This is a genomic window from Microbispora sp. CSR-4 (genome assembly GCF_008033685.1).
Taxonomy (GTDB): domain Bacteria; phylum Actinomycetota; class Actinomycetes; order Streptosporangiales; family Streptosporangiaceae; genus Microbispora.
In genome coordinates this window covers 118,889-143,950 of sequence record NZ_VJVX01000012.1, presented here as the reverse complement: position 1 = coordinate 143,950, position 25,062 = coordinate 118,889, and the positions used below count along the sequence as shown (strand labels likewise).

Sequence of the window (25,062 nt, the reverse complement as noted above, 5' to 3'; positions counted from 1 at the left end):
GAGCCCCAGCTCGATCCGTTGTCGTGCGTCGTCGCGTAGACGAGGTGCTTGCCGTTGTAGACGACGTTGGTGAAGTCCTTCAGCGAGACCCACCCGGACCTCGGCGTCGCCAGCGCACCGGTCGAGCTCCAGCGGTACGTCGACGGGAGATCACAGGTGCCGCCGGGCGGGGGCGTCGGGGAGGCCGTCGGGGAGGGCGTCGAGCCGCCGCCGTGGACGGTCCACTTCTGGTTGGCGCCGCCCCAGCAGCTGTAGAGCTGGATCTGACTGCCGTTGGAGGTGCCGGCGCCGACGACGTCGAGGCACAGCCCCGACTGGACGCCCACGATGGAGCCGTCGGAGTTCTGGCGCCACTTCTGGTTGGTCTGGCCGTTGCAGGACCAGATCACGACCTTGGTGCCGTTGGTGGTGCCCATGTTGTAGGCGTCCACGCACCGGGTGCCGTTGAACGTCCGCAGCTCACCGGAGGAGGTGAACTCGAATGCCTGGTTCGCCTGCCCGTTGCAGTCCCAGATCTGCAGAGCGGTGCCGAGCGCGTCGGTGTTGCCCGACACGTCCAGGCACCGCCCGGACGCCGCGCTCACCAGCGGCGCCGCCGCCGCCGACGCAGGCGCCGACCACGTCACGACGGACGCCAGCACGGTCGTCAGCACTGTGGCCAGGACCGCCACGAGGCGCGTGCGGGCCGGCGAACGACGCCGGCCGCTCGTCACTCGGATGGGGGGTGAATCCATTGTTTCGTTCTCCTTGGGATGAAGGCGTGGCGGGCCACGCCGGGAAAGCGGAGCCGGGCACGGCCGGGCGGCCCATCGGCTGCACCGCGGTGCCCTCGCGCGCCGTTAGCGCTAACATTCAGCGACTGGTTCGGCTCCTCTCCCTCGATGGCGTGGAGTAGTGGTGCACGTATGACCCGGGCGTAAGCCCGTTAAGAATGCGCTCCTTGTCGGCGCCGGCCACGCCCGGGACGCTCCGGGGTGGCGCGCGGCGGCGGACCGTCTCCGATGATGGAGATCCCTCCTTCCCGAGCCGGGGCGTGTTAGCGCTCACATTTCTTGCCGTACGGGAGGTCGCTCCCGCAGGTGTCGATTCCGGTGGCAATCGCGGAGCAAACCCGCATTCACCGGGTCGCGTCAAGAGGGCGACCGATAGCCCGGGTCCGCAGAGAGCTTCCGTAACGCGTCCACCTGGCGACATCGCCCGCGCCCGCACCGTCGGCAGAGTGCGCGCGATGAAACATTCACGACATCTGGGGAGCGGCGATGGCGGCGGCCGCCCGGCCGAGGGCGAGCGATTCGTTCAAGACCGGGGCGGTCTCGTGGTGCGAGCCTGCCGGACATGACCCGACAGGCGTTCACCCCCGCGCTGGGACGCTTCGCGCCCACGCGTTTCTACGATCCCGTCGTCATGCTGACCAGGGAACGGCTGTGGCGGGCGCTGACCGTCATGCATGCCGCTCCGCGTCCGTACGAGGTCATCGTCGACGTGGGGTGCGGCACCGGGTCCACGGCGCTGCTGCTGCACCGCATCGAGCCACGTGCCCGGGTCGTGGCGGTGGACCCGGACCGGGAGGTGCTGGCGATCGCCCGGCGCAAGGCCGAGGCCGCCGGCGCGACGGTGCGGTGGGAGACCGGCATGGGCGACGCGCTGCCCGAGATCGTGGGCCCCGGCGCGGCGGACACGGTGGTGTCCACCCTGGTGTTGCACCAATGCCCGGTTGCGACGAAGCGGGCCGTCCTCTCCTCGATGCACGCGGTGCTGCGGCCGGGCGGCAGGCTCGTCATCGCCGACTATGGGCTGCAGCGCACGCGGCTGATGCGGCTGGGCTTCCGGCTGGTGCAGTTCGCCGACGGCGTCGAGGACACCCGCCCGAACGCCGAGGGCCTGCTGCCCGCGCTGATGACCGAAGCCGGTTTCCGCGAGGTGCGGGAGGCCGAGGTGGTGTCAACGGTCACCGGGTCGATCTCAGTCTACGTCGCCTCGCGTAAGTGAATCGCCTCGCGTAAGTGAGTCGCCTCGCGCACGTGAATCGCCTCGCGCAGGTGAGCCGCCTCGCACGGCTGAGCCGTCTCGCGTAGGTGAACCGCCCCGCGCACGTGCGTCGCCTCGCACGGCTGAGCCGTCTCGCGTAGGTGAACCGCCCCGCGCACGTGCGTCGCCTCGCGCGGGTGAGTCGCCTCGCGCGGGTGAGTCGCCTCGCGCGGGTGAGTCGCCTCGCGCGGGTGAGGGGCGCAGCACCGGCAGCACGGCGGCCGGGGTCAGCCCCACCATCTCCCGCATCCATCGCGTCAGATGCGCCTGGTCGGCGAAGCCGCTCACGGCCGCCGCCTCTGCCGGCGTCCGTCCCGCCCGCAGCTCCTCCACCGTACGGCGAAGCCGGCCCCAGACCCGCCAGCGCGTCAGCGGCATCCCCAGCTGGTCGCGGGCCAGGCCGCGCAGCCGTTGCGGGGATATGCCCACCCGCGCGGCCAGATCCCGCATCGAGATCGGCCCGGCGGTCAGCGCGTCCATCGCGGCGAGCAGCCGGGGGTCGAGCTCGCCGGACGGTCGCGCACCCGCGAGGCGGACGTCGTCCTCGGCGAGCTCGCGCAGGTGAGGAGCCGCGTTGATCCCGGGCCCGCAGCGCTCACGCAGCCGGTCGGCGAAGGCGCACTGCGGTTCCACGAAGAAGACCCGCAGATCCGTCGTCACCGGCATCCGATGCCGCACCATGGGCGGCACCACGAGCGCCACGGCGCGGTGCCGGACCCCGGCCGCGTCCACCAGGGCGGTCTCTCCTTCGAGGGCGACGACGATCTGGAACGCCGCATGACGGTGAAAGCCGCTGTCCCACGACGGTCCCTGATAGAGCGCACAGCCATGGCCGACCTCGAAACGCGGCGTCGCCGCCCGGGCGGAGGCGTCGGCGGCGTTCACGAGGCCGCCCTCTCGTCGTCCGCCTGCGAGCACGGGTCGTACGTCTCCTCGTCAGGCGGTGCGGGCATGGAAGGTGTCGCGGTAGGTCTGCGGGGCCACCCCGAGGATGCGCCGGAAGTGCGGGCGGAGTGCGACGCCGTTGCTGAAGCCGACCCTGCGGGCGATGGCGTCCACACTGAGGTCGGTGGTCTCCAGCAGCCGCTGGGCCTGCATGATCCGCTGGGCCAGCAGCCATTGGAGCGGGGAGGTGCCGGTGAGCCGGCGGAATCGGCGGTCGAAGCTCCGGCGGCTCATCAGGGCGTGCCTGGCAAGGGCGTCCACGTCCAGGCCGGGGTCGTCGAGGTGGCGGATGGCGTGGCTGAGGATCTCGCCGAGCGGGTCGTCGGTGCCCGGGTCGGGCAAGGGGTGCTCGATGTACTGCGCCTGGCCACCGCTGCGTTGCGGAGGCACGACCATGCGGCGGGCGATGGTGTTGGCGACCTGGGCGCCGAACCTGCACCGCACCAGATGCAGGCAGGCGTCGATGCCGGCGGCGGTTCCGGCCGAGGTGATCAGGTCGCCGTCGTCCACGAACAGCACCGAGGCGTCCACCCGTACGTCGGGGTAGGCGGCGGCGAGGGCGGGCGCGAAGAGCCAGTGGGTGGCCGCGCGGCGGCCGTCCAGCAGCCCGGCGGCGGCCAGCACGAACGCGCCGAGACACAGCCCGACGACGGTCGCTCCGTCGGCGTGCGCGGCGCGCAGGGCGTCGAGCACCGGTTCCGGAGGGCGCTGGGCCGGGCTGCGCCAGCTCGGCACGACGACGACGGCGGCGTCGGCCAGCGCGTCCAGCCCGTACGGCGCGTCCAGCCGGATCCCGCCGGTGGTGGTGAGCGGGCCGGGGTCGCCGCCGACCGCACGCAGGTCGAAACGGGGGACGCCCGTGTCGCTGCGGTCCCCGCCGAACACGCTGATCGGGACGCTGGTCTCGAACAGCGGCGCCCGGTCGAACATCACCACCGCGACGGTCAGCGGGTCACGTCGGCTCATCGGTCCCCCTTCGGCTGGCTTGAACCTATCGCAGGACGGCTTTCACGCCACTCTCTCTCCGAGGGCCGTACGGCCGACGATCGTGCGGAGGCGGTCCGCACCGGAACGGCCGCCGGCACCAACACTCCGCACACGAGGACTGTCATGACCAACGCATCGCAGATCAGCGTCCACGCCCTCGGCGGGCCGACCGCGATCCTGGAGATCGGCGGGCTGCGCCTGCTCACCGACCCGACCTTCGACGCTCCCCGCGAATACGTGGCGGGCCCGGGACGGGTCCTGGTCAAGACCGCGCCCACCGCGCTGACGCCCGCGGAGATCGGCCCCGTCGACGCCGTGCTGCTCTCCCACGACCAGCACGTGGACAACCTCGACATCGGTGGTCGCGCCTACCTCGGCCAGGTGCCGCTCGTGCTCACCACCGCGAGCGCGGCGGGCCGGCTGGGCGGCGCCACCCGCGCCGTGCCCGTCTGGGAGCACGTGGACCTGCCCCGGCCGGACGGCTCGGCGCTGCGCGTCACCCGGGTGCCCGCTCTGCACGGCCCCGAAGGCAGCGAACCCCTCGTCGGGGAGGTCGCCGGATTCGTGCTGTCCGGCCCAGAGGCACCGACCGTGTACGTCAGCGGCGACAACGCCTCCCTCGACCTCGTCGCCCGGATCGCCGAGCGGTTCGCCGTCGACGTCGCCGTCCTGTTCGCCGGAGCGGCGAGGACCCCTCTCGTCGGCGACGCCTACCTGACCCTCACCAGCGCGCAGGCGGCCGAAGCCGCCCGGATCCTCGGCGCGTCGCACGTCGTCCCGCTGCACTTCGACAGCTGGGGCCACTTCACCGAAGGGGCCGACGCGCTCACGAAGGCGTTCGCGCAGGCCGGGCTCACCGACCGGCTCACCCTCCTGCACCCGGGCGAGCGCGCCGCGCTCACGACCACCTGAACGGCAGCGGCGGACCGCGACGGCTCGGGACGGCTCAGGGACGGTTCGGGACGGCTCAGGGACGGTTGGCACGGCCCGGGACGGTTCGGGACGGTTCGGGACGGTTCGGGACGGCTCAGGGACGGTTCGAGGACGCTTCAGGAGCCGAGGCAGCGCAGGACGGCCGGCACCCGGCGGCTGTAGCCGGTCGTGTGCGACAGCGCGAGCTTGTCGAACAGGGCGTTGACGTGCTTTTCCACCGCGCTCTGCGACACGTGCATCGACTGGGCGATCGAGGCGTTGGTCAGGCCCTGGGCCATGAGTTCGAGCACCTGGCGCTCGCGGGCGGTGAGCCGGGCCAGCGGGTCGGCACGGCTGGTGCGCGCGAGCGGCCGGCGCACCACCTCCGGGTCGAACGCCGTCCCGCCCTCGCCCACCCGCTCCAGCGCGTCCAGGAAGTCGCCGACCTGGGCCACCCGGTCCTTGAGCAGGTAGCCGACCCCGTCGATGCTGCCGCTCATCAGCTCGGTGGCGTACTTCTTCTCGACGTGCTGCGACAGCACCAGCACCTTGACCTCGGGGCGGCGCCGCCGGATCTCCAGCGCGGCGCGCAGGCCCTCGTCGGTGTGGGTGGGCGGCATCCGCACGTCGACCACCACCGCGTCGGGGCTCTCGCCGTCCACCGCCTCAAGGAGCGCGTCGGCGTCGCCCACCGCGGCCAGGACGCCGTGGCCCTCCTCCTTGAGCAGCCGCACCAGGCCCTCGCGCAGCAGCGCCGAGTCTTCGGCCAGCATCACGCGCACGGCGACCCCGCCTCGATCACGGCCGGTCCTCTCCTGGCGACATCGCCGTCCTTCACTCGCACGATGCCCACGCTGCCTCCCCGGCGTGCCTGTACGCGTGGCAGCGGCAGATGATGTCCGAATCTCAAATCGATTCGTCCCCTGTGACCTGCTGAAAGCGACCGGGCCATCGTGTGGCCCCGGATTCGCCCGCATGGATTCCCCATATAGGGGGAAGGTCTCCCCAATCCCACGAAAGAGGCACGGTTTGGCAACGAAATCGCCGGTCGCTTCGCGTGGGTGCCGGGGCACCCCGCTCCGGCACGACCGCCGCACCGTTCGGCGGAGACCATCGGATCGAAACGATACGGAGGAACGGTGATGCCGACCAACCCCCACCGCCTGAAAAAGGGACCGATGTCCACACCAGGCGGGCAACGCCGGCGTATCTCCCCACCCATGATCCTCGCGACCACGCTCGTACTGACGGCGTCCGGCGGCATCGGAGCGACGGCCGCGGCCGCCTCCTCCGCTCCCGTCAGCCCGCCCGGCGAGACCGCCGATCCCGTCGTGACGGCCACGGTGACGATCACGCCGCCGGCCGACCAGGCCGAGCCCCCTGCCGACGCTTCCACGGACGCCCCTACGACGGCGCCCACTCCCGAGGTGCCCATGGTGGGCCCGTTCCTCGGCGCGCTGCACGGCGAGGTCGTCGTGCCGACCAAGGATGGGTGCGGCACCGTCACGGTGTTCACCCAGACCGGGCAGGCCGTCGCCGTGACGGACGACTCGATCACTGTCAGGAGCCAGGACGGCTTCGAGCGGTCGTACGCGATCGGCGACTCCACTCGGGTGCTCACCGCCCGCAGGGGTGGCGAGATCCGTCAGGACGCCTGGATCTCGGTGATCGCGACCATCCAGCCCGGCACGCCGACGCCCACCCCACCGGTCCCGACGCCGGTGCCGTCCGCCCCGCCGTCGGCGCCCGAAGCCACACCACCCGAAGCCACACCACCCGAGGCGACACCACCCGAGGCGACACCGACGGCACCGGAGACCACACCCTCGGCTCCTCAGGACACACCGACGCCTCCCGAGGCCTCGCCGACGCCCCCAGAGGAAGGCACGCCGCCGTCCTCCGAGAGCACGCCGACGCCTGCGGAAAGCACCCCCGCCCCTCCGGCCGAGACCACGACGGCTCCCCCCGGCGAGGCGAGCTCCACTCCCCCGCAAACCGAGGAGACGACACCCGCCGCCCCTCAGGGGGAGACGGCGGCGGCCGCCTACGTCTTCGACCTCTCGCGGCCGAGCAAGCGGCTGTGGTATCTCGGCAAGAGTTCCCCGTACTCGCTGAAGTGGCACTCGGGGAAGCCCACCTGGCGCGCGCCCAAGCCGTGCCCGACGCCGACGTTCGTCCCCACAGAGCCGCCGGCCACGACGCCCACGGAAACCCCCACGGAGACCCCGGCTCCCACCGAAAGCGCGGTCCCCACGGAGAGCGCGACGCCCTCCACCGAGCCCACGCTCACGGACACGCCGGCCCCGGCTCCCAACTCCTGACCACTTCCGACTCCTGACAGTGCGGCCGGCCCCAGCCTCCCGGCGAGGGCCGGCCTCTCACTGCTCGAACCGCGCGTCAGGGAACCGCCGCACGAGGCGAGCGCCGACGGCTTATTGCAAATAATTCGCAATAGCAAGAGGATTGCGTTCCATCCGAAGTCGTGGCGAGCCGATGCCGCTCGCCACGGCGTACGGCCGGTCGGTCTTCCCGGAGGAACGCATGGACGAGCACGCGGGCGCGGCCCCGCTGCGCCGGATACTCGCGCTCGCCGCGCCCGCGCTCGGAGTCCTGGCCGCCGAGCCGCTCTATCTGCTCGTCAACACGGCGATGGTGGGCCATCTCGGCGCGGTGCCGCTCGCGGCACTGTCGGTCGGCGGCATCGTGCTGGCGCAGATCTCCTCGCAGATGACGTTCCTGTCCTTCGGCACGACCGCCCGCGCCGCCCGGCTGCACGGCGCGGGCCGCCGGGCCGACGCCGTGGCCGAGGGGGTGCAGGCGACCTGGCTCGCGGCGGTCGCCGGGCTGGTGATCACCGTGGCGGGACAACTGCTCGCCACGCCGGTCGCCCATCTCCTCACGGGTGACGGCCGGGTCGCCGACGCCGCGGCGAGCTGGCTCAGGATCGCCCTGCTCGGTGCCCCGCTGATCCTGATCACGATGGCCGGGAACGGCTGGATGCGCGGCGTGCAGGACATGCGGCGCCCGCTGCGCTACGTGCTCGTGGGCAACGCGATCTCCACGGCGCTGTGCCCGGCGCTGGTCTATGGGCTCGGCTGGGGCATCGACGGCTCGGCGGTCGCCAACGTGGCCGGGCAGGCTGTCTCCGCGATCCTGTTCGTGCGGGCGCTGCGGACCGAGGGCGTGCCGCTCGCTCCGGCGCCGGCCGCGATGCGGGCCCAGCTCGGTCTGGCACGCGACCTGGTGCTGCTCGGCCTGGCATTCCAGGCGTGCTGGGTGTCGGCGACGGCGGTCGCCGCGCACACCTCCGCCGCGGCGGCCGGTGCGCACCAGGTGGTGTTCCAACTGTGGATGTTCCTGGCCTTCGTCCTCGACGCGCTGGCCATCTCCGCGCAGGCGCTGGTCGGGGCCGCGCTCGGCGCGAACGACGCGGAACGGGCGCGCCGCCTGGCCTGGCAGGTGACCGGCTGCGGGCTGGTCTTCGGCACCCTGCTCGGCGTGGTGTTCGCGGCGCTGGCCGGTCTCCTCCCCCGCGTGTTCACCGGCGACCCGACGGTGCTGGCCGAGATGCCCGGCGCCTGGTGGTTCTTCGTCGCGCTGCAGCCGGTCGGCGGTGTCGTGTTCACGTTGGACGGGGTGCTGCTCGGCGCCGGGGACGCGGCATATCTCCGCACGGCGACGGCGAGCGGGGCGGTGCTGGGGTTCCTGCCGGTGGTGTGGGCCTCGCTGCGATTCGGCTGGGGACTCGTGGGGATCTGGTCGGGGTTGTCGGCCTTCCTGCTGATTCGAATGATCACCGTGCTGGCCAGGCTGCGCTCCGGCCGCTGGGCGGTGCTCGGCGCCGTACGGTGATCCACCCGCCCCGGCGGACGCGGTCTCGGGGGACGCAGGCTCGGGGGACGCAGGCTCGGCAGACACAGTCCCGGTGGGCACAGGCTCGGCAGACACAGTCTCGGCAAACACTGGCTCGACGGACGCGGTTTCGGCGGATACGGGCCGCGGCCCGGGGACGGCCTACGCGCCCCTCCACGCACACCGCGTACGCGCCGTCGTGGAGGGGCAGGTCGTTCCGCAGGCCGTCAGACCGTCTTCTCGCCGACTCAGCCGAACGATGCGGGGAAGGCGCCGCCACAGTGGCCCGCGACGCAGACGTCCCAGAGGATGTCGTCGAGGTCCGCGCTGGAGCAGCCCCGGGAGCAGCCGCTTCCGAAGGAGTCGGTCAGGAAGGGCGCCGTGTGGAAAGCGGAGTTTTCGAAGGTGTTGTTGAACCCGGCGTCGAATTCGTTGGACGGGTTGCTCCAGCCCCAGCCGGTCGGGGTGGTCGAGGCGCTCGCGGCCGTGGCGCCCACGGCGAGGGCACCACCACCGAGCGCGGTGGAAAGGGCGAGTCCGGCGATGACCTTCTTGAGCTTGGGCATTCAGTCCCCCTCTAAAGGATCAACTGCCTAATATGTGCGCCATTCCTGAATTGATAGGAATAGCGCTTAATGACCGTTAAGCGGTCATTGCCCCACGGCGTCATTGTTTCCGGACAGAACGGGCGACAAACGGCGATCTACGGTATTTAATGCCTATTGTCCCATTCAGGGCCTTCATGGCGCGCTCATGCCGCATTTGTCCCTTAATGTCCGATTTTGTGAGCAGCCTCCGCCGGAGGATGGCAGGCGTCGTCCGATCGCAGCCTGCCGTTCAGCGCGTCCCTGAGCGCGTCGGAGAAGTAGCGGAAGTCGGGCGCCGCGCCCGACGTGGTCGTCGCCACCGGGAGCAGGCAGGATCGGAACACCTGGCTGAACGTCGCATAGTAGGCGGACATGGGACGCGGCCTCGCGTGCTCCACCGCCTGGCGGACCTCACCGGCGAACCTCGCGAGTTGACCACCCGTGATCTCGGTGTCCCGCTCGGCCTGGCGGGCCGCGCCGTCACCGCCGTCGGCCGTGAGCTGCCCGCAGGTCCGCGCGGTCCCCGAGCTCTCGTATCGCTCGTACAGCGCCGTGACCACCGGCGGATAGCCGGCGCAGGCGAACAGCCTCTCCTGGACCTCCTCGGAGATCAGGTAGTAGATGAGCTCCCTGGCCTCCTCCTTGTGCGGCGAGTCCTTGGCGATGGCGAGGTCGACGCCGCCCAGCACGCCGGTGCCCGGGAACGAGAGCACCTGGAACTTCAGCGACCCGTCGTCGTCGCGCATCAGCGGGTCGGCGGCCAGCCGGTTGAAGGCGAACGGCCAGTTGCGCATGTAGCCCACGAGGCCCGTACGGAACGCCTGCAGGCTGCTCTCCTCCCGTAAGACGCTCTCGTTGCTCGGCGTCCGCGCACCGTCGCCGGCCGTGAACAGCGCCTCGCGCCAGGCGCGGAGCGCGTCCATCACCTTCTCGCCGTTGCCGTCCTGGTCGAGGACGACGTTTCCCTTGTCGTCGAAGACGACGTCGTCCCGCGACGCCTTCCCGCTCCGGGCCGAGAAGATCGCTTCGAGCAGGTTGACGGTGCCGCCCTCATAATCGTCGAACTGCGCCGCATAGCCGTGCGCCTTGGCCAGTTCGAGGAACCTCTTCGTGTCCTGCGGCGGCGCCGGCACGTCGGTGCGCCGGTAGAGCAGCGGAGCGTCGGCGGCGAACGGCACCGCGAACTGCTCTCCGTCGACCCGGCCGGTCTCCAGCGACTCGCGCAGGAAGTAGCGCTCCGGGAGGGCGCCCAGCTTGCCGGGATCCAGCTCGAACTTCTCGAGATAGCCGTTCCTGGCGAACTCGGTGATGTAGGCGACATCCAGGAGGAGCACGTCATAGGCACAGCGCTTCGACTGCGCCGCCGCGGCCAGCTCGGAACGCTGCTCGTCGGACGACTCGGAGATCTCGACCAGCGTCGCCTTCAGCGGCTTCGTCTTGAGCTTGCGCTGCTCGTCGTTCCACGCCTTGATCACGTCGTGGCGTACGCCGCCGGCACCGATCTCCGCCCCCGTCCCGATGATCAGGTCGTCGGGGCGCCCGGGGCAGGCGCCCTGCGCGGACGGCGCCCCGGAGTGCTGGCTCACCACGATCACGAACACCGCGCCCGCCAGGAAGCAGGCCGCGGCGAGCCTGAGATGGAACCTCGTGAAGCGTTCGTACCAGCGGCTCCAGAACGACCCGGCGGGACCCGCCGCCATCACGACCACTCCCTGAACTGGAAGATCATCCGTCCGAGCGCTCCCGCGACGTCCGTACCGGCCGTGTCGTCGCACACGACGTGTTTCACGACTGGTTCGGACGGCCCGGAGGTGTCGTTGGACGGCCGCATGGAGCGAGGGGTCTCCAGTCCGTCCGGGCACCTCCCGCCGAACGTGAGGATGTAGAGGTTCGACACGTCCGCGGCCTTCTCCAGTGCGCGCCTGATGGACCGTGCCGCGTTCCCCGGGCCGGGCTCGTCGTTGAACGGGCCGCCGTCGGTGATGACGGCGAGCGAGTTCGCCGGACGGCTCAGCCCGCCGATCAGCGCGGAGATGGGCTCGTCGAAGCCCGACTGCCTGTCGTCCGCGATCCACCGGAGGACCTCGCCGTAGCCCCCCGGGCCCTCCCCGCCGCCGCCGTCGCCCTCCCCCGCCATGGGCGCCTTCGAGGTCCCCTTGTCGTCGGCGAAGAACTTGCCCGCCGAGACCTGGTCGGTGTCCGTCAGGATCTGCCTGACCTCCGCCAGGGCGTCGTGCAGGGCGGAGGCGGACGCCGTGGGAGAGCGGGCCATCGATCCCGATCCGTCGATCATGATCTGGAGATCCACCCGGTGACCCGGCCGGGCGGCGTCCGCGGATATCCGGGCCGGGTACGACGGCTGCGGTCCCTCTCCCGAGGGCTCGAACAGCTTGTTGTGCGCGAGCCACGTGACGAAGGCGTCCAGCGCCGCCCGCCGGGCCGGGTCGTCCGACCAGTTGATCTCCACGAACGGATAGTCGAGCGTGGGCAGGTCCACTGAGGAGACCGCCGTCAGCGCCGCCCGGCCCGCGAGCGGGTTGTGCGCGCATCCCTCGATGCCCATGTCGCCGCCCCGGTTGTATTCGTCGGCGGTGTGCGACGGGACCAGCGCCACCAGCTTCGCCCAGTCGCCGGCCTCCTCCTGGCCGGCCTTCAGATGGCACAGCAGGGCGTTGGCGCTGTTGTCGAACGTCGCGCGCAGTCCGGTGCCGCCGGGCTCGGGTCCGGCCCGGCTCAGCGTCGTGGCCACGATCGCGCCCGAGGTGGAGAACGCGGGCTGCGGATAGACGAGCGACATGCCCTTGCTCCGGGCCCGCTGCACGATCTCGGCGAGCGGATAACCGGCGCTCTCCAGCTCGCCGGTGAGAAGGTCGTTCTTCGCGGCGCCGAAAACGGCGATCGCCATGTGGTCCGTCCCCACCTGCTCGTCCCTCTTGTGCAGGAGAGAACGCAGGCTGCTCGTTTTCCCCGGTACACCGCCGTTTTTCGTCGTTTCCTCGACCGACACGTCCTGGACGACGAGGTCGAACTCCGCGGAACTGGTGGGAATCCACGCGTCCGGAGTCAGGCCGAGCATCCGGCGATAGGGTTCGTCATTCTGCAGCGAATCGTCTCGTAGCCATTCATTGCGAAAGCCGTACCGCATTTCCTCGATCGTGGGTGCGGCGCCGACCGCGATCCGGACCGGTGCGCACCCGTCCGTCCGCTGCTCCTTCGTGTACGCCTCGGCCCTTTCCCGCAGCGCCGTCACGTTCTCCGGAGCGGTGATGACGCGCAGCTCTCGCGGAGGCTCGCACGCGCCGGACGGCGTCACCACCTTGACGACCACCAGCCCCACCAGACCGGTGAACGCGCCCAGGCACGCGGCGATGTAGCCGACCGCGAGGGGCACCAGCAGCCGGCCCGCCCAGCTACGCAGCCCCTGGGGCCACTGGATCCGGTGGAAGGGCCACAGGGCCACCGCGGCGACGGCCGCCGCCCACCGGCCCGGTGTCCTGACCCTGCCCCGCCACAGCGGATAGCAGCAGATGATCACGATCGCCCCGACGGACGCGGGAACGGTGATGAGCGGAGACACCGGCGCCTGCTCGATGAACCTCTGCAGGCTGTTGGAGAAGGGCGCCGCCGCCGCCGTCGCCACCAGCGTCGCCACGGAGGTGACCGCCGCGGTCAGCGCCGTGGTGACCAATCCGGATCGACTGTTGGAGTGCCGATCCTGCTTGTTCCGCTTTTCTTCGTCTATATCCGGACTTTCTCCAGAGGATCGATCCGGAGTTTCTCCTGATGGGGGCACGGGGGCGGACATGAGGACGAGCCTGTTCGACGGGCTGGACGATCCGGCCCGGGCCGGATCACGAAAGATCGACCCCTATTGTGCGCGGCGCTGTCAGGAAATGTAACCCCTTCCTTACAAACAGCCACCGCATCGCTGCTCAGCGTTGTGCGGATCGAGGTCTTCAGCCCGCGCGCAGGAGGGTGACGAGCTCCTGCGCGACGTCGAGGAACCGCTGCCGCGAAGAGGTCGTCGTCTGCACGTCGACGAACGCCTCATGGGCCCCGGCCTCGGCCAGGGTGAGCAGATAGTCGGCGACCTGCCGTACGGTGCCCACACGCGGCACCTCGTCGGCGGGCGCCGGGGAGTCGGTGATCTGCGGGTTGACCCGCACCACCATGCGCAGCGCGGACAGGTCGCGGCCCGCGCCGGACGCGGCCCGCAGCGCGATGTCCCACAAGGCGGTCAGGTACGGCATGGGCATGGCCGTGCCCAGCCAGCCGTCGGCCCGGCGGCCGACCCGGTCCAGCGCCGGAGGCGTGAAACCGGCGAGCAGGACCGGCGGACGCGGCCGCTGGCAGGGCTTGAGGTCGATCCGCGACGGCGGCACCGTCCACAGCGCGCCCTTGTGCTCGACCACCTCACCGGTCCAGACGGCCTCCAGCACGTCGAGCGTCTCCTCCAGCCGGGCTCCCCTCCCCCGCCAGGGCACCCCGGCCGCGGCGTACTCGTCACGAAGCCAGCCGAGACCGATGCCGACATCCAGCCGTCCGTGGCTGAGCAGGTCGAGCGAGGTCAGCGTACGGGCGAGCAGGACGGGCGGCTGCCACAGCGCGTTGAGCGTGCTGGTCCCCAGCCGGATCTCGCGCGTGCCGACCGCGGCCAGGGTCAGTGCGGTGAGCGGGTCGAAGAACGTCCCGAACGCCTCGGGGATCGTCCCTCCTCCCGGGTACGGGTCGCTGGGCGCCAGCGGAAGCAGGATGCGGTCGCCCGCCCACAGGCTGTCGTAGCCCATCACTTCGAGTGCCGTGCTCGTCTGCCGGATGAAATCCGGATCGGCGAACGCGCCGTACTGGGGGACCGCGTATCCGAGTCGCATGAGCGCATCCTTCGCATCGCGCCGGTTGAGGTTCGCCCTCGTCGGGCGTCGGCGGAGACGCCGGGAAAGCCCGCCTGCGGAAAACCGGGCAAGACCGGCTTGTGCCCACGAGCGCCCCACGACTGGGGGTTACCTGTGGCCCGTTGCCGAAACCGGCGGGGTGCAGGTTCCTGCCCGCCGCTCCGCGTACCGCTCCGTGGGCCGCTCTGTGCGCCGCTCCGCGTACCGCTCCGTGGGCCGCTCTGTGCGCCGCTCCGCGTACCGCTCCGTGGGCCGCTCTGTGCGCCGCTCCGCAGGCCGCTCTGTGGGCCGCCGCGCGTGTCAGTCGTCGACTGTCGCAGCGGTCGGGGCGGCGGGCGTACGCCCGGCCCGGCGGCCTGTCGCGAAAGCCGACCGGGCCGGAGCGAGGCTCGATCTTGAAATATCGCAATAAAACGTCGTGAGCGTTCGCCGGGGCATCCGGCGAGCACGCCGGCGGCGGCCTGGAAGACCCATGGCCACGCCGGTCCGCGCTCCAGACGCTCCGGCGAACGCTCCGGATGCTCCGGCGAACGCTTCGTGTGCGCGGCGTGTGCGGCTCAGACGCCGGCGGTCGCCTCCGCGCGCGGGGCGGCCTGCTCCGCGACCTTCTCCGCGGCTTCCGCCACGGCCGCCTCGGCGGCGGCGTCCTCGGCAGCATCCTCGGTGGAGGCATCAGGGTGCGCCGCGATGAACTGCTCGATGACCTCGTCGGCCATCTTCCCCCGCGCGGGCACGTCGAGCCCCTGCTCGCGGGCCCATTCGCGTACGTCCGTCAGGGTGTAGCCGCGCAGCCGCGGGGAGGTGTCGGCGGCCTTCTTGGACCGCGACGCCTGCTTCACCTCACGGGCGTTCTCCAGCACTTCCTCGATGAACGCGAGAGCCTCGCTCAGCCGCTGGTGGTTCGCGTCGGACAGGTCGATGGCGAAGGTCCGGTTCAGCAGCGGGAACTCCCGTCTCGCCACATCGTCGCCCTCGGAGTGGTCGAGGTCGTCAACCAGTATTACCTTCTGCGCCACGTGCAGCCCTTCCAGGGTGGATCTCCGTCTATCTGGACCGTGGCATCCTACTGGTGCTCGCGTCACCGGCCCGCGTTTCCGGCCGCCTCGGCCCCAGCACGAGCGCCACAGCGGCGATGCCATACGCGACGTCGCGAGCACTGCCAAGGGCAGCCATGCGGTCGAGGTCATGGGCGTTCCACTCGGCCACCCAGGTCTCGGCGAAGGCGTGCGCCCGGTCAAGATCCATGACCTGATCCAAGCACATGCCGACGCCTCAGCGTCTGCGCCTCCGCCCGCCCGTGCGGCCCCCGGGCACCGGGTCGCCCTCGGCCACGCGGCGGAGGGTATCCGTAGCTGCGCGAACCGCACGAGGAAAGGCCAAGGCTGTGGATAACCGGCCGAGGAGACGGCGTTCAGGCGACAGCGCTCAGGAGCCGGTATGCAGGCGGCGGTGCAGTGCGCGGACCTCGTCCACCAGCGCGGGCACGGGCCCGGCGACCCGCACGCCGGGCGCGACCTCGTTGACCGGGAGCGTCCGCACCGGCGGGGGCGGCACGTCCCACTCGGCCAGCCATCGGGCGAGCTGCGCCGACGACGCCACGTAGGCGATCCGCCCCAGCCCCACCCACGCGTGCGCCGCCGCGCACATCGGGCAGTGCTCGCCGGAGGTGTAGACGGTGGCCTTCGCGCGTTCCTCCGGCGTCATGTTCGCGGCGGCCCAGCGTGCCAGCTCGAACTCGGGGTGCCGCGTGTGGTCGCCGCCCGCCACCCGGTTGCGGTCTTCGGCCAGCGCCTTCCCGTCCCCGGAGACCAGGACCGAGCCGAACGGCTCGTCGCCGGCCTCCAGCGCCTCCTTCGCCAGCTCGACACAGCGGCGCAGGTGCCGCAGTTCCTCAGAAGTCGGCTCGTACGTCATGATCGAAACGGTAGCTCCGGGCGGAGCGGATAGGCGAAAGGCATGCCGGAGGGGCATCTGGTCCACCGCTACGCGGACGAGCAGCACGAGGCGCTCGCCGGGCGCGTGGTCAGGGCCACGAGCCCGCAGGGCGGGTTCGACGCACGGCCGTACGACGGCAGGGTCGTGGAGGGCGTCGAGGCGCTGCTCTTCCTCACCGGCCTCGATCCCGGCGCCCGCGACATCGGCGCCGAGGCCGCCGGGCGGCTGTGGGACACCGCGGTGCGCCATCTCGCGCTCGGCCGGGACGCGGGGCAGGTGGTCAGCGACCCCGGCGCGCCGGACGGGCGGTGGGTCTACAAACGGGAGCGCTGCCGCCGCTGCGGGGCCGCCGTACGGACCTGGACGCTGGCGTCGAGAACGGCGTACGCGTGCCCGGCCGACCAGCACCTGCATGCCATCTGACCTGGGAAGTCATGCGTTCGACAGGGTGTTATATCCAGGTGAACGAAGGCCGGAGACTGCTGGACATCCGCCGCATCTACGTCGAGCCCGCCGCGGCCGAGCTGCCGCGCGGCAAGGAGATCCTGGAGCGGTTCCCCGAGGCCGAGCGGATCGAGATCGAGGCCCACCACCGCATCCCCGAGCTGTACGGGGACGAGGCGAACGTGGCACGCTGGGTCAGGATCAAGACCGAGGCGCTGGTCCTGGGGGTCAAGAAGTCGCTCACCGCGCGGCCGAACGGCCGGTCGAGCGACTTCATCGCGCCCTCGACGGCCAACGGCTGCGCGATGGCCTGCGCGTACTGCTATGTGCCGCGCCGCAAGGGCTACAGCAACCCGATCACGGTGTTCGCCAACATCGAGCAGATCACGGGCTATCTCGCGCGGCACGCCCGGCGGCAGGGGGTCAAGCCCGAGCCCGACCAGGTGGACCCGCACGCCTGGGTCTACGACATCGGCGAGAACTCCGACTGCTCGGTGGACGCGACCGTCTCCGACAACGTGCGCGATCTCGTCGATCTCTTCCGCGAGCTGCCGAACGCCAAGGCGAGCTTCGCCACCAAATACGTCAACCGCGATCTGCTCGGCTGGGATCCGCGAGGCCGTACGCGTGTCAGGTTCAGCCTGATGCCCGCCGCCGACGCCAGGCTGCTGGACATCCGCACCTCGCCGGTCGCCGACCGCATCGCGGCGGTCGGCGACTTCGTCGAGGCGGGATATGAGGTGCACGTCAACTTCAGCCCGGTGGTCGTCCGCGACGGCTGGCTGGAGGACTGGGCCGAGCTGCTCGGGCAGCTCGACGACGCGCTGAGCCCGGCCGCCCGTGCCCAGCTCGCCGCCGAGGTCATCTTCCTCACGCACAACGACCGGCTGCACGAGGTCAACCTCGGCTGGCATCCCAAGGCCGAGGAGGTGCTGTGGCGTCCCGACCTCCAGCAGCCGAAGCGCTCGCAGACGGGCGGCTGGAACGTCCGCTACAAGACCGGCCACAAGGGCCGCTACGTCACCACGCTCACCGGCCTGATCGCCGAGAAGATCCCGTACTGCCGGGTCCGCTACGCCTTCTGAGCGCGGCCGTCATCCGGGGGTCACCGTCGCGTCGCGGTCAGCACCACCGTGACGTACGACATCGTGAAGCCGCCTCCCATCGCGTCGATCGCGGCCCCGACACCGGCGAGCACCTCGGGCAGCGCGTCGGGCGGAAGCCGCGTGAGGGCGCCGGACGTCGGCATCTGGTCCAGCCACTCGTCACGCGTGTAGTAGCGCTGCCAGTCGTAGTGCCACTCCTCGACGTCGCCGAACGCGCCCGCGTCCCCGATCCCGTCTGCGGCCTTGGTGAACAGCGGCCGGTAGCCGTCGAGGGCCGACTTCACCGGCCGGTCCTGCGACGGGAAGCCGGACATCACCCGCCGGAAGACCTCGGCGTTCGCCTCCGCCACGACCGCCGGGGGCTCGAACACGTGCCAGAACAGCGCCAGCCGGCCGCCGGGACGCAGCACCTCGGCCGCCTTGGCCGCACCGGCGACCGGATCGATCCAGTGCCAGGCCGTCGCGGCGACGACCGCGTCGAACGTACGGGCGGCGGGCTCCCATGCCTCGAAGGTCGCCACCTCGACGTCGAGCCCCCTGCGGCGGGCGAAGTCGGCCATCCGCGCGTCGGGTTCGACGCCGAGCACCGTGCAGCCCGCCGCCTGGAACTGCCGGGCCGCGATGCCGGTGCCGCAGCCGACGTCGAGCACGTCGGGTCCGGGGCTCTCGGCGACGATCCGTTCGATCATCGTGTCGGGATAGGGCGGCCGGGTCCGGTCGTAGCGCTCGGCGTCCACGCCGAACGACTCCGCCATGTCTCTGGCCTTGTGTGATTCGTTCTCGGAAGCTGAAGTGGGCATGCGCCCACTATGAGTGGGCAAGTGCCCACTCGTCAATTCGGATAATCTCGACGCACGGACAGGAGGGATGGAACGGTGCCGACAGGGGTTGCCCTCCGCGACGCGCGGGAGCAGTTGTTCGAGGCCGCGGAGCGCGTCCTGCTCCGCGACGGGGTGAGCGGGCTGACCAGCAGAGCGGTCACCACCGAGGCTGGCTGCGCCAAGGGCGTCCTGCACCGGCACTTCGCCGACTTCGACGCCTTCCTCGCCGAGCTCGTGCTCGACCGCATCGCCAGGCTCGACGCCGAGGCCGACGCCCTTCGCCGCGCCGCCGGGACAGGCACCGTGATCGGCAACCTCACGACCGTGCTGACCGACCTGTTCGGGTCGGTCGCCATGGCGGTCGTCGGCCTGATCATCTCCCGCGACGCCCTGCGCGCCCGGCTGCGTCAGGCCAGGCCGGGCCCCGGCCTCCCGCTCCTGACGGAGGCCGCGGCCATGCTGGCCTCCTACCTCGCCGCCGAGCGCGACCTCGGCCGCATCGCGGCGGACGCCGACGTCGACACGCTCGCCCCCACGCTGCTCGGCGCCTCACACCTGCTGTTCGCCGACCGGGACGGCGGCCCGCCGCAGGCCGACGCCGTACACAAGATGGTCACCACGGTCGTCGCCGGCGTCGTACGGACCGGGTCTCGGGCGTAGGAAGCCACCCCCTTCTCCGACAAGGTCACCGCGAACCGGGCTCGAACTCCCCGGCCCTGACGCCGCCGAGCAACGCGGCCCACCCGGCCGGAGCAGCGGCAACGCCTCCACGCGGACAGCGTCGAACACTTCCGCGGCGGCAACGTCCTCCCGATCGCTCGTGGTCAGCCCCCCGTACGGCCGTCTCCACGTACGCCGCCTCGGGCGGGTAGCGTGATCAGACGTGACGAGGCTGGCGCTCTTCGATCTGGACAACACACTGGTCGACCACGACGAGGCATTCCGCCGGTGGGCCGAGGAGTTCGCGGACGACCACGGCCTGGACGCCGAGGCGGTCGAGCGGCTCGTCGCCCTCAACGGGCACGGCTACCTGCCACGCGAAGCGCTCTTCGCGCAGGTGAAGGAGGATTTCGGGATCGACGGCCAGGTCGAGGACCTTTACGCCGCGTACCGGCGCCGGATGCCGCGCCTCGCCCGCTGCCCGCAGCAGGTGCGCGACGGCCTGACCCGCCTGCGTACGGCGGGCTGGCGGGTGGCCATCGTGACCAACGGGCGCGCGGACAACCAGCTCGGCAAGATCCGGAGCACCGGCCTCGACGAGGTGGTCGACGCGTGGGCCGTCTCCGGGGCGGAAGGCGTCCGCAAGCCCGAGCGGGGGCTGTTCGAGATCGCCGCGACCCGTGCGGGCGCGAGCCTCGGCGCGGGCGGATGGGTGATCGGTGACCACCCGGTGATGGACGTGGCGGGGGGGCGGGCCATCGGGTTCGCCACGATCTGGATCGACCGGGGCACCTGGGCGGGCCAGGAGCCCGCACCGGACCACACCGTCACCGACGTGACCGAGGCGATCGGCATCCTGCTGTCCGGCGTGGAACACCCGATAGCAGAACGCCGATAGCAGAAGCTCGGCCCTCTGTGACCGGACGCGGCCCCGGCTCTCGGGATCGCCCGGCCTCGCCCGGACGAGGGCCGGCCCAGCAGCAGGCGCGCGCCGCTTCCTGCGGCCGGACAACGGCCCGGCTGCCGGAATCCGGCTCTGGGTCAGCCCAGCAGCGGTGCGAGGGCCGTCTCCAGGTCGGGCAGGCCGGTGAACAGGACGGCCGTCATGCCGAGCGCCCTGGCCGCTTCGACGTTCTCCGCACGGTCGTCCACGAACAGGCATCGCCCGAGCGGCACACCCGCACGCTCGGCGGCGATCTCGTAGATGCGGGGGTCGGGCTTGACCACGCCGACCCGGGCGCTGCTGACCACCTCGTCGGCGAAGTGGCTCAGGCCCAGCCAGGCGAGATCGTCCTCCAGGTCCAGCGTCGCGTTGGTGACCAGCACGACCGGCACGTGCGCCTGGGCCCGGCGCAGCAGGTCGAGCACGTCCTCGTCCGCCCGGGCGGGCGCCTTGATGAACGCCGTGACCAGCGCGCGGGCCTGTTCCCGCGGCACCTGGAGGGCAAGGGCGGCCTCGGCCGCCTCCGTCCACTGCTCGACGGTGATCTGTCCCAGCAGCGCGGGCCGGTCCACCTCGGGCGCGAAGACGACCTTCGCGGTGGTGCCTTCGGCCAGGCCCATGGCCCGTTCCAGCTCGGTCAGCTCCGACTGGTCGTGGAAGCGGATGACACCGTCGAAGTCACACAGCACCGCGTCGTACGGCCGGGGGTTCGTCACCGCCCATCCATACCACGCGTGGGCCGAACCCCGAATGACATGATCGATGGGTGACGGTCAGACGGCTGCCCCTCCTCGTCCTGTGCGCGGTGCTGTGCGGAGTCCTGTGCACGGCGCTGTCGGCCTGCGGCCTCGTCCACGCCGGCGCGGGCGGCGAGGGCATGCTGGGCGCGGCGGACCTGTACGGCGCGTGGCCCTCCGAGGTGTCCGGCGCGCACCCGCCGCTCGTGCCCGCGCCCTGCCCGGACGAACCGCTCCGCAGCGACGACGACCGCCTGGACACGCGGGCGATCACCGCGAGCATGGCTCCCGGGGGCGGCGACCGCCGCTTCCAGATCTACGACTACGTGGCCGCCTACCGCCCCGGCGGCGCGCAGACGTACCTCGACGAGCTGGGCGAACGGCTCGGACGCTGCCAGGACGAGGAGGATCATTACTCCCTCGTCGCCAGGGACATCGGCGTGCCCGGCACGATGCTGGTGCAGCACGACCGCCTCAATGACGGCACGGAGACGACGGGCGTCTACCTGGTCGGCCGGGCCGGCGACCAGATCGTCTCCGTCCTGGAGAGCACGGGCGGGGACGCCACGCTGGTGAACGAGCTCGGCGTACGGGCGCTGCGCCGCGCTGGCGCGACCGGGGAGGCCACCCCCTCGATCGTCACGCACGAGGACACCACCCGCTGGGTCACCTACGCCGTGTCCACGGTCACCGAGGTACGCGTCTCGCGCGACGGCAGGGTGCTGACGCTCGACGCCCGGGTGCCCGACGGTCCCGACGGCTGCCTGCGGGGGCCGACCGGCAGGCTGGACGGCTTCGAGCCGAAGCTGGTCCGCGTCGACATCCGCTTCGAGTCCCGGCTCCTGATGGCCGGGAACGGCTGCCCCGGCGAGCGTACGGTGCCGGTGGAGGTGCCGCTGCCCAAGCCGCTCGGCGAGCGCGACGTGGTCGTCAACCTCGACCAGCTCTACACCCTCGACCGGCCGGGCCTGCTGCGCCGCTGCGGCGAGCCGGGCTGTCACCCGGCGCCGACGGGCTGCACCTCCGACTCCTACTACCGGGCGGCCAGGGACGCGGACGCGCCGGAGCACAGCTATCACCATGAGCGGGGATGCGACGGGAAGTGGCTCGTCATGGACATCTCGATCAGCGGCGGGCCGGGGTGCGAGAGGCCGGGCGAGTGTGCGGGCGCGTCCCGGACGACCCGGGACTTCTACCGCGCGACGCCCACCGGCCGGCGGGTGATCGCGGGCACGACCAAGCCCGGGTGCGGCGACGTGCTCACCGCGGAGCCGCGCTTCCCGCGCGAGCTCTGCGCGGCGCTCACCGCACCGTGACCTCGGCCGACCCGGGCAGCCCCGGCCTGAGCACCCATGGACCCGGACGCTCCGACCTGGCCATCCTTGACGACCACACGACCACACGACCACCCCGGCCGCCTCGACCGTCTCGACCACGAGGCCCCGGAGGCCCCCGTAGGCGGCCGGAGGGCAGGCTCCGTCAGCGCAGCATGTCGAGGGACCGGGCGGTGCCGAGGGAGTCATCGGCCGCCGTGTGCCGGGGCTCGGCCTCTCCGCGCAGCACCTCGTGGATGTGGCGGATGCCCCAGGAGAACGCGGTGCCCTCGCCCGGCTCGTGCCGGGCGACCAGACGCCCGTCACGCCACACTTCGAGCCCGTCGTGCGGCCCGGGGTGGAACGGGTTGGTCACCCGGATCTCTCCGCCGGTGCCGACCAGGCGGGGGTACGTCGTGAACGGCAGGGCGAAGCTGCAGCTCATCATCAGCCGGCCGGAGTCGAACTCCAGGACCCCGGCGGTCTCGATGTCCACCCCCGCCTCGCCCTTGACCGAGACGGCGTGCCCGGCCACGGCGTCGCCGCCGAACAGCAGGTGCGCGAGCCGTACGGGATAGCAGCCCACGTCATAGAGCGCACCGCCGCCGAGGGCGGGGTCGAGCCGGATGTCCTCGGTGCCCTCCATCGTGAAGGTGAACGACGACCAGATCTCCCGCAGTTCGCCGATCGCGCCGTCGGCGAGCAGGCCGCGCAGCCGGGCCGTCTGCGGGTGGAACGGGAAGACGAACGCCTCCCAGAGCGGCCGGGCCGAACGGCGCGCCACCTCGATGACGTTCCCGGCCTCTTCGGCCGTGAGGCACAGCGGCTTCTCGCACAGGACCGCCTTGCCCGCTTCCAGGGCGGCGATGGTCCACTGCGCGTGCAGGGCGTTCGGCAGCGGGATGTACACCGCGTCGATCGACGGGTCCTCGATGACGGCCTCGTAGCCGCGTACGGCCCGGGTCACGCCGTTCCGCGCGGCGAACTCCTCGGCCCTGGACAGATCACGGCCCGCCACCACAGCGGCCGTGCCCCCGCCGGCCTCACGCAACGCGGGCAGGAACGCCCGCGCGGCGATGCCCGCCGTCCCGAGGACGCCCCACCGGACAGCCCCACTCATACCGCACCCACTCCTTGCCGCCGTTGCCGACATTTCGCCATTCACCGGGGAATGCCTGCCGGGACCGTAGCACAGCGGTATTGATGGGAACTTTTGCCTCCAAAGTCCGATATCGGGAAGCCTGCCGGGTACGTGACCCGCCGACCGGGACGCCGGCGAGCGGATGAGGGACGCACGAAAATGAGCGAGGAAACACGGCGATTCGCCCATCTGCCAACTGATCGGGCGCCCGGACCCGACTACTCGGGGCCCGGAGTCGAGGCGGAGCTCACCGGCCGGATGCCCGAGGGCCGACCCGCCGAGCGACCCCAGCGGCCAGAACGGCCCGAGCACTTCGAACGGCGCGGCGGATCGTATGACGACCTCTACACGGCCCGGGCCTCGTCCGCGCACGGCACGGTGACGTCGGACGACGGCATGCTCGACGTCCACGTCAAGGCGCCGGGCGAGCTGGGCGGCCCCGGCGGGGCGACCAACCCCGAGCAACTGCTCGCCGCGGCGTACGCCTCCTGTTTCCACAACTCGCTCGCGCTGGTCGCCGGGCGGCAGGGCGTCAACACCTCCGGCGCCACCGTGGACACCGCCGTCACGCTGCGCAAGCGCGGCACCGCCGACGACTACACGATCGCCACCGACCTGGCCGTACGCCTGCCGGGGGTCGAGCCCGAGACGGCCCGCAGGCTGGTGGAGCAGGCCCATGGCGAGTGCCCGTATTCGCGGGCCTTCACGCAGGGCGCCGAGGTGCACGTCCACCTCGCTTGACCACCCGCTACCCGTCCCGGCCGCGGCCGGGACGGGTGCGGAGAGCGGAACGCGCCGCCCTCTGTCTCAGATCCTCTGCCACAGGGCGGGGACGTTCGGCGGCTCCCAGCCCGCGAGCGCCGTGTGGGCCTGGATGCACCGGTACGTCGCACCGCCGTAGGTGACCTGGTCACCCACCTTGTACGCCGTACCGGCGGCCCAGGCGCCCTTGGGAACGGTCGGTGTGGGCGTGGGCGTGCGCGTCGGCGTGGGAGACGGGGTCGGAGTGCGCGTCGGAGTCGGGCTCGGAGTGGGCGTCGGGCTGGGCGTCCCGCCCCCGCCGACCTGGAGGTCGACACAGGCGTAGAACGCGTTGGCGGTGTCGGCGACGTTCCAGATCGCCAGCACCTTCTGCCGGCCCGTCCGTCCGCCCAGGTTCACGGAGTGGCTGACGGTGGCCGGGGGCTGCGCCCCGTGGTCGTCGAAGACGGCGATCCGGGTGCCTCCGATGTAGTACTCCCACGTGCTGGTCGAGTGGCGGGCGGTCAGCGACCACGTGAAGGTGACGGTGTTGCCGACACTGGTGGCCGGCCAGGGCTTGCTCTCGTCGTCGAGCTGGGCGAAGCGGGCGTTGCCGCCGCTGCAACTGCGCAGCCCCTTCGGTCCTTCCACGCTCTGGGGCTCGTAGATGATGTCGCCGCAATTGGGCACGCGGCCCTGGGCGCACATCGCCTGGCGGCTCGCGGGCGACGAGATGTATCCGTGCGCCTGGGCCGGTGAGGCGATGAACACCGTGGCGCCGATACCGATCGTCGCCGTCGCGAGGAAGGTCAGCGTCCTTCGCATGTGTGCTCCTCACTGCTGGGGGGTGGCGCAAATATAAAAGAAAGTTTCCTAACAGTGAAGGCCCAATGACAACGGGAGTCAGGAAGCGGAGGCGGGCCGGCCCAGCATGACGAGGCGACTTGGCAGGGCCCCGAGGGGCTTCCCGCATGCCCTCGTGGTGCACTGAGTTCAGGGGGATGTGCGCCATGTTCAG

24 protein-coding genes are annotated in these 25,062 nt (G+C 71.6%); 10 read left to right on the top strand and 14 right to left on the bottom strand.

What is annotated here, in order from left to right:
* Window positions 1–734 (bottom strand): non-reducing end alpha-L-arabinofuranosidase family hydrolase (locus FLV34_RS12605; protein WP_187280618.1); only part of this gene is annotated, 734 nt, incomplete at its 3' end.
* A gap of 601 nt (window positions 735–1,335) precedes the next feature.
* Between FLV34_RS12605 and FLV34_RS12600 the strand changes: the two genes are divergently transcribed.
* Window positions 1,336–1,989, top strand: coding sequence for a class I SAM-dependent methyltransferase (locus FLV34_RS12600; RefSeq protein ID WP_147943150.1), 654 nt, complete (start codon window positions 1,336–1,338; stop codon window positions 1,987–1,989).
* Here the strand turns inward: FLV34_RS12600 and FLV34_RS12595 are convergent.
* Complete coding sequence (locus tag FLV34_RS12595) at window positions 1,963–2,946, bottom strand: AraC family transcriptional regulator (RefSeq protein WP_261985754.1); 984 nt, start codon at window positions 2,944–2,946, stop codon at window positions 1,963–1,965. The genes FLV34_RS12600 and FLV34_RS12595 overlap by 27 nt on opposite strands.
* Before the next feature lie 18 nt (window positions 2,947–2,964).
* Window positions 2,965–3,939 carry a GlxA family transcriptional regulator gene (locus tag FLV34_RS12590; RefSeq protein WP_142651525.1) on the bottom strand — a complete coding sequence of 325 codons (975 nt, stop codon included), beginning with the start codon at window positions 3,937–3,939 and terminating at the stop codon, window positions 2,965–2,967.
* A gap of 144 nt (window positions 3,940–4,083) precedes the next feature.
* On the opposite strand from FLV34_RS12590, the gene FLV34_RS12585 reads away from it, so the two are divergent.
* Entirely contained in the window at window positions 4,084–4,872 is a 789-nt protein-coding gene (locus FLV34_RS12585) for an MBL fold metallo-hydrolase (RefSeq protein ID WP_147943149.1), read from the top strand.
* A 137-nt stretch (window positions 4,873–5,009) separates the two neighbouring features.
* On the opposite strand, the gene FLV34_RS12580 is transcribed toward FLV34_RS12585, so the two are convergent.
* Entirely contained in the window at window positions 5,010–5,654 is a 645-nt protein-coding gene (locus tag FLV34_RS12580) for a response regulator transcription factor (protein ID WP_147943148.1), read from the bottom strand.
* Window positions 5,655–6,092: 438 nt separating this feature from the next.
* On the opposite strand from FLV34_RS12580, the gene FLV34_RS12575 reads away from it, so the two are divergent.
* Window positions 6,093–7,193, top strand: a complete 1,101-nt coding sequence (locus FLV34_RS12575) for a hypothetical protein (protein ID WP_147943147.1) — start codon at window positions 6,093–6,095, stop codon at window positions 7,191–7,193.
* Window positions 7,194–7,365: 172 nt separating this feature from the next.
* Complete coding sequence (locus tag FLV34_RS12570) at window positions 7,366–8,724, top strand: MATE family efflux transporter (RefSeq protein WP_187280617.1); 1,359 nt, start codon at window positions 7,366–7,368, stop codon at window positions 8,722–8,724.
* Between the two features lie 248 nt (window positions 8,725–8,972).
* Here the strand turns inward: FLV34_RS12570 and FLV34_RS12565 are convergent, their stop codons facing one another.
* The 6 genes from FLV34_RS12565 to FLV34_RS12535 form a co-directional block, all read right to left on the bottom strand.
* Window positions 8,973–9,290, bottom strand: a complete 318-nt coding sequence (locus FLV34_RS12565) for a hypothetical protein (RefSeq protein WP_142651529.1) — start codon at window positions 9,288–9,290, stop codon at window positions 8,973–8,975.
* A gap of 203 nt (window positions 9,291–9,493) precedes the next feature.
* A complete protein-coding gene (locus FLV34_RS12560) occupies window positions 9,494–11,011 on the bottom strand; it encodes an extracellular solute-binding protein (RefSeq protein WP_147943146.1) in 1,518 nt (505 codons plus the stop codon).
* Window positions 11,011–12,999: a hypothetical protein gene (locus FLV34_RS12555; protein ID WP_147943145.1), complete on the bottom strand. Its 1,989-nt coding sequence runs from the start codon at window positions 12,997–12,999 to the stop codon at window positions 11,011–11,013. The genes FLV34_RS12560 and FLV34_RS12555 overlap by 1 nt, the downstream gene beginning before the upstream one ends.
* A gap of 268 nt (window positions 13,000–13,267) precedes the next feature.
* Window positions 13,268–14,182, bottom strand: coding sequence for a TIGR03619 family F420-dependent LLM class oxidoreductase (locus FLV34_RS12550; protein WP_142651532.1), 915 nt, complete (start codon window positions 14,180–14,182; stop codon window positions 13,268–13,270).
* Between the two features lie 578 nt (window positions 14,183–14,760).
* Complete coding sequence (locus tag FLV34_RS12540) at window positions 14,761–15,219, bottom strand: Lsr2 family protein (RefSeq protein WP_142651533.1); 459 nt, start codon at window positions 15,217–15,219, stop codon at window positions 14,761–14,763.
* A gap of 409 nt (window positions 15,220–15,628) precedes the next feature.
* On the bottom strand, window positions 15,629–16,117 hold the full coding sequence (locus tag FLV34_RS12535; protein ID WP_147943143.1) for a nucleoside deaminase: 489 nt from the start codon (window positions 16,115–16,117) through the stop codon (window positions 15,629–15,631).
* 42 nt (window positions 16,118–16,159) lie between these two features.
* On the opposite strand from FLV34_RS12535, the gene FLV34_RS12530 reads away from it, so the two are divergent.
* Both FLV34_RS12530 and FLV34_RS12525 read left to right on the top strand, forming a co-directional pair.
* Entirely contained in the window at window positions 16,160–16,561 is a 402-nt protein-coding gene (locus FLV34_RS12530; RefSeq protein ID WP_147943142.1) for a hypothetical protein, read from the top strand.
* A 38-nt stretch (window positions 16,562–16,599) separates the two neighbouring features.
* Entirely contained in the window at window positions 16,600–17,667 is a 1,068-nt protein-coding gene (locus FLV34_RS12525; protein ID WP_222709480.1) for a spore photoproduct lyase family protein, read from the top strand.
* A gap of 20 nt (window positions 17,668–17,687) precedes the next feature.
* Here the strand turns inward: FLV34_RS12525 and FLV34_RS12520 are convergent, their stop codons facing one another.
* Window positions 17,688–18,488 (bottom strand): class I SAM-dependent methyltransferase, encoded by an 801-nt coding sequence (locus FLV34_RS12520; protein WP_147943140.1) that lies wholly within the window; start codon window positions 18,486–18,488, stop codon window positions 17,688–17,690.
* A 75-nt stretch (window positions 18,489–18,563) separates the two neighbouring features.
* On the opposite strand from FLV34_RS12520, the gene FLV34_RS12515 reads away from it, so the two are divergent.
* Complete coding sequence (locus FLV34_RS12515; protein ID WP_142651537.1) at window positions 18,564–19,169, top strand: TetR/AcrR family transcriptional regulator; 606 nt, start codon at window positions 18,564–18,566, stop codon at window positions 19,167–19,169.
* A 223-nt stretch (window positions 19,170–19,392) separates the two neighbouring features.
* Window positions 19,393–20,067: an HAD family hydrolase gene (locus FLV34_RS12510; protein WP_142651538.1), complete on the top strand. Its 675-nt coding sequence runs from the start codon at window positions 19,393–19,395 to the stop codon at window positions 20,065–20,067.
* A gap of 143 nt (window positions 20,068–20,210) precedes the next feature.
* Here FLV34_RS12510 and FLV34_RS12505 read toward each other — a convergent pair whose 3' ends face one another.
* Window positions 20,211–20,828, bottom strand: a complete 618-nt coding sequence (locus tag FLV34_RS12505; RefSeq protein ID WP_260617509.1) for an HAD family hydrolase — start codon at window positions 20,826–20,828, stop codon at window positions 20,211–20,213.
* A gap of 50 nt (window positions 20,829–20,878) precedes the next feature.
* On the opposite strand from FLV34_RS12505, the gene FLV34_RS12500 reads away from it, so the two are divergent.
* The gene (locus FLV34_RS12500) at window positions 20,879–22,165 is read left to right on the top strand and encodes a hypothetical protein (RefSeq protein WP_147943139.1); all 1,287 of its coding nucleotides are present in this window, start codon (window positions 20,879–20,881) and stop codon (window positions 22,163–22,165) included.
* Window positions 22,166–22,328: 163 nt separating this feature from the next.
* Here FLV34_RS12500 and FLV34_RS12495 read toward each other — a convergent pair whose 3' ends face one another.
* Window positions 22,329–23,282: a Gfo/Idh/MocA family protein gene (locus tag FLV34_RS12495; protein ID WP_187280616.1), complete on the bottom strand. Its 954-nt coding sequence runs from the start codon at window positions 23,280–23,282 to the stop codon at window positions 22,329–22,331.
* Between the two features lie 180 nt (window positions 23,283–23,462).
* Between FLV34_RS12495 and FLV34_RS12490 the strand changes: the two genes are divergently transcribed.
* Window positions 23,463–24,044 carry an Ohr family peroxiredoxin gene (locus tag FLV34_RS12490; protein WP_222709479.1) on the top strand — a complete coding sequence of 194 codons (582 nt, stop codon included), beginning with the start codon at window positions 23,463–23,465 and terminating at the stop codon, window positions 24,042–24,044.
* Window positions 24,045–24,110: 66 nt separating this feature from the next.
* On the opposite strand, the gene FLV34_RS43250 is transcribed toward FLV34_RS12490, so the two are convergent.
* Window positions 24,111–24,869, bottom strand: coding sequence for a lytic polysaccharide monooxygenase (locus tag FLV34_RS43250; protein ID WP_142651541.1), 759 nt, complete (start codon window positions 24,867–24,869; stop codon window positions 24,111–24,113).
* Between the last annotated feature and the right edge of the window lie 193 nt (window positions 24,870–25,062).

What these genes read in the sequence shown, in the direction of transcription:
- FLV34_RS12600 (WP_147943150.1), top strand. Translation starts at nt 1,336, where the DNA reads ATGACCCGACAGGCGTTCACCCCCGCGCTGGGACGCTTCGCGCCCACG.
- FLV34_RS12590 (WP_142651525.1), bottom strand. Translation starts at nt 3,939, where the DNA reads ATGAGCCGACGTGACCCGCTGACCGTCGCGGTGGTGATGTTCGACCGG.
- FLV34_RS12585 (WP_147943149.1), top strand. Translation starts at nt 4,084, where the DNA reads ATGACCAACGCATCGCAGATCAGCGTCCACGCCCTCGGCGGGCCGACC.
- FLV34_RS12575 (WP_147943147.1), top strand. Translation starts at nt 6,093, where the DNA reads ATGATCCTCGCGACCACGCTCGTACTGACGGCGTCCGGCGGCATCGGA.
- FLV34_RS12570 (WP_187280617.1), top strand. Translation starts at nt 7,366, where the DNA reads ATGCCGCTCGCCACGGCGTACGGCCGGTCGGTCTTCCCGGAGGAACGC.
- FLV34_RS12565 (WP_142651529.1), bottom strand. Translation starts at nt 9,290, where the DNA reads ATGCCCAAGCTCAAGAAGGTCATCGCCGGACTCGCCCTTTCCACCGCG.
- FLV34_RS12560 (WP_147943146.1), bottom strand. Translation starts at nt 11,011, where the DNA reads ATGGCGGCGGGTCCCGCCGGGTCGTTCTGGAGCCGCTGGTACGAACGC.
- FLV34_RS12550 (WP_142651532.1), bottom strand. Translation starts at nt 14,182, where the DNA reads ATGCGACTCGGATACGCGGTCCCCCAGTACGGCGCGTTCGCCGATCCG.
- FLV34_RS12535 (WP_147943143.1), bottom strand. Translation starts at nt 16,117, where the DNA reads ATGACGTACGAGCCGACTTCTGAGGAACTGCGGCACCTGCGCCGCTGT.
- FLV34_RS12530 (WP_147943142.1), top strand. Translation starts at nt 16,160, where the DNA reads ATGCCGGAGGGGCATCTGGTCCACCGCTACGCGGACGAGCAGCACGAG.
- FLV34_RS12520 (WP_147943140.1), bottom strand. Translation starts at nt 18,488, where the DNA reads ATGCCCACTTCAGCTTCCGAGAACGAATCACACAAGGCCAGAGACATG.
- FLV34_RS12495 (WP_187280616.1), bottom strand. Translation starts at nt 23,282, where the DNA reads ATGAGTGGGGCTGTCCGGTGGGGCGTCCTCGGGACGGCGGGCATCGCC.
- FLV34_RS12490 (WP_222709479.1), top strand. Translation starts at nt 23,463, where the DNA reads ATGAGCGAGGAAACACGGCGATTCGCCCATCTGCCAACTGATCGGGCG.
- FLV34_RS43250 (WP_142651541.1), bottom strand. Translation starts at nt 24,869, where the DNA reads ATGCGAAGGACGCTGACCTTCCTCGCGACGGCGACGATCGGTATCGGC.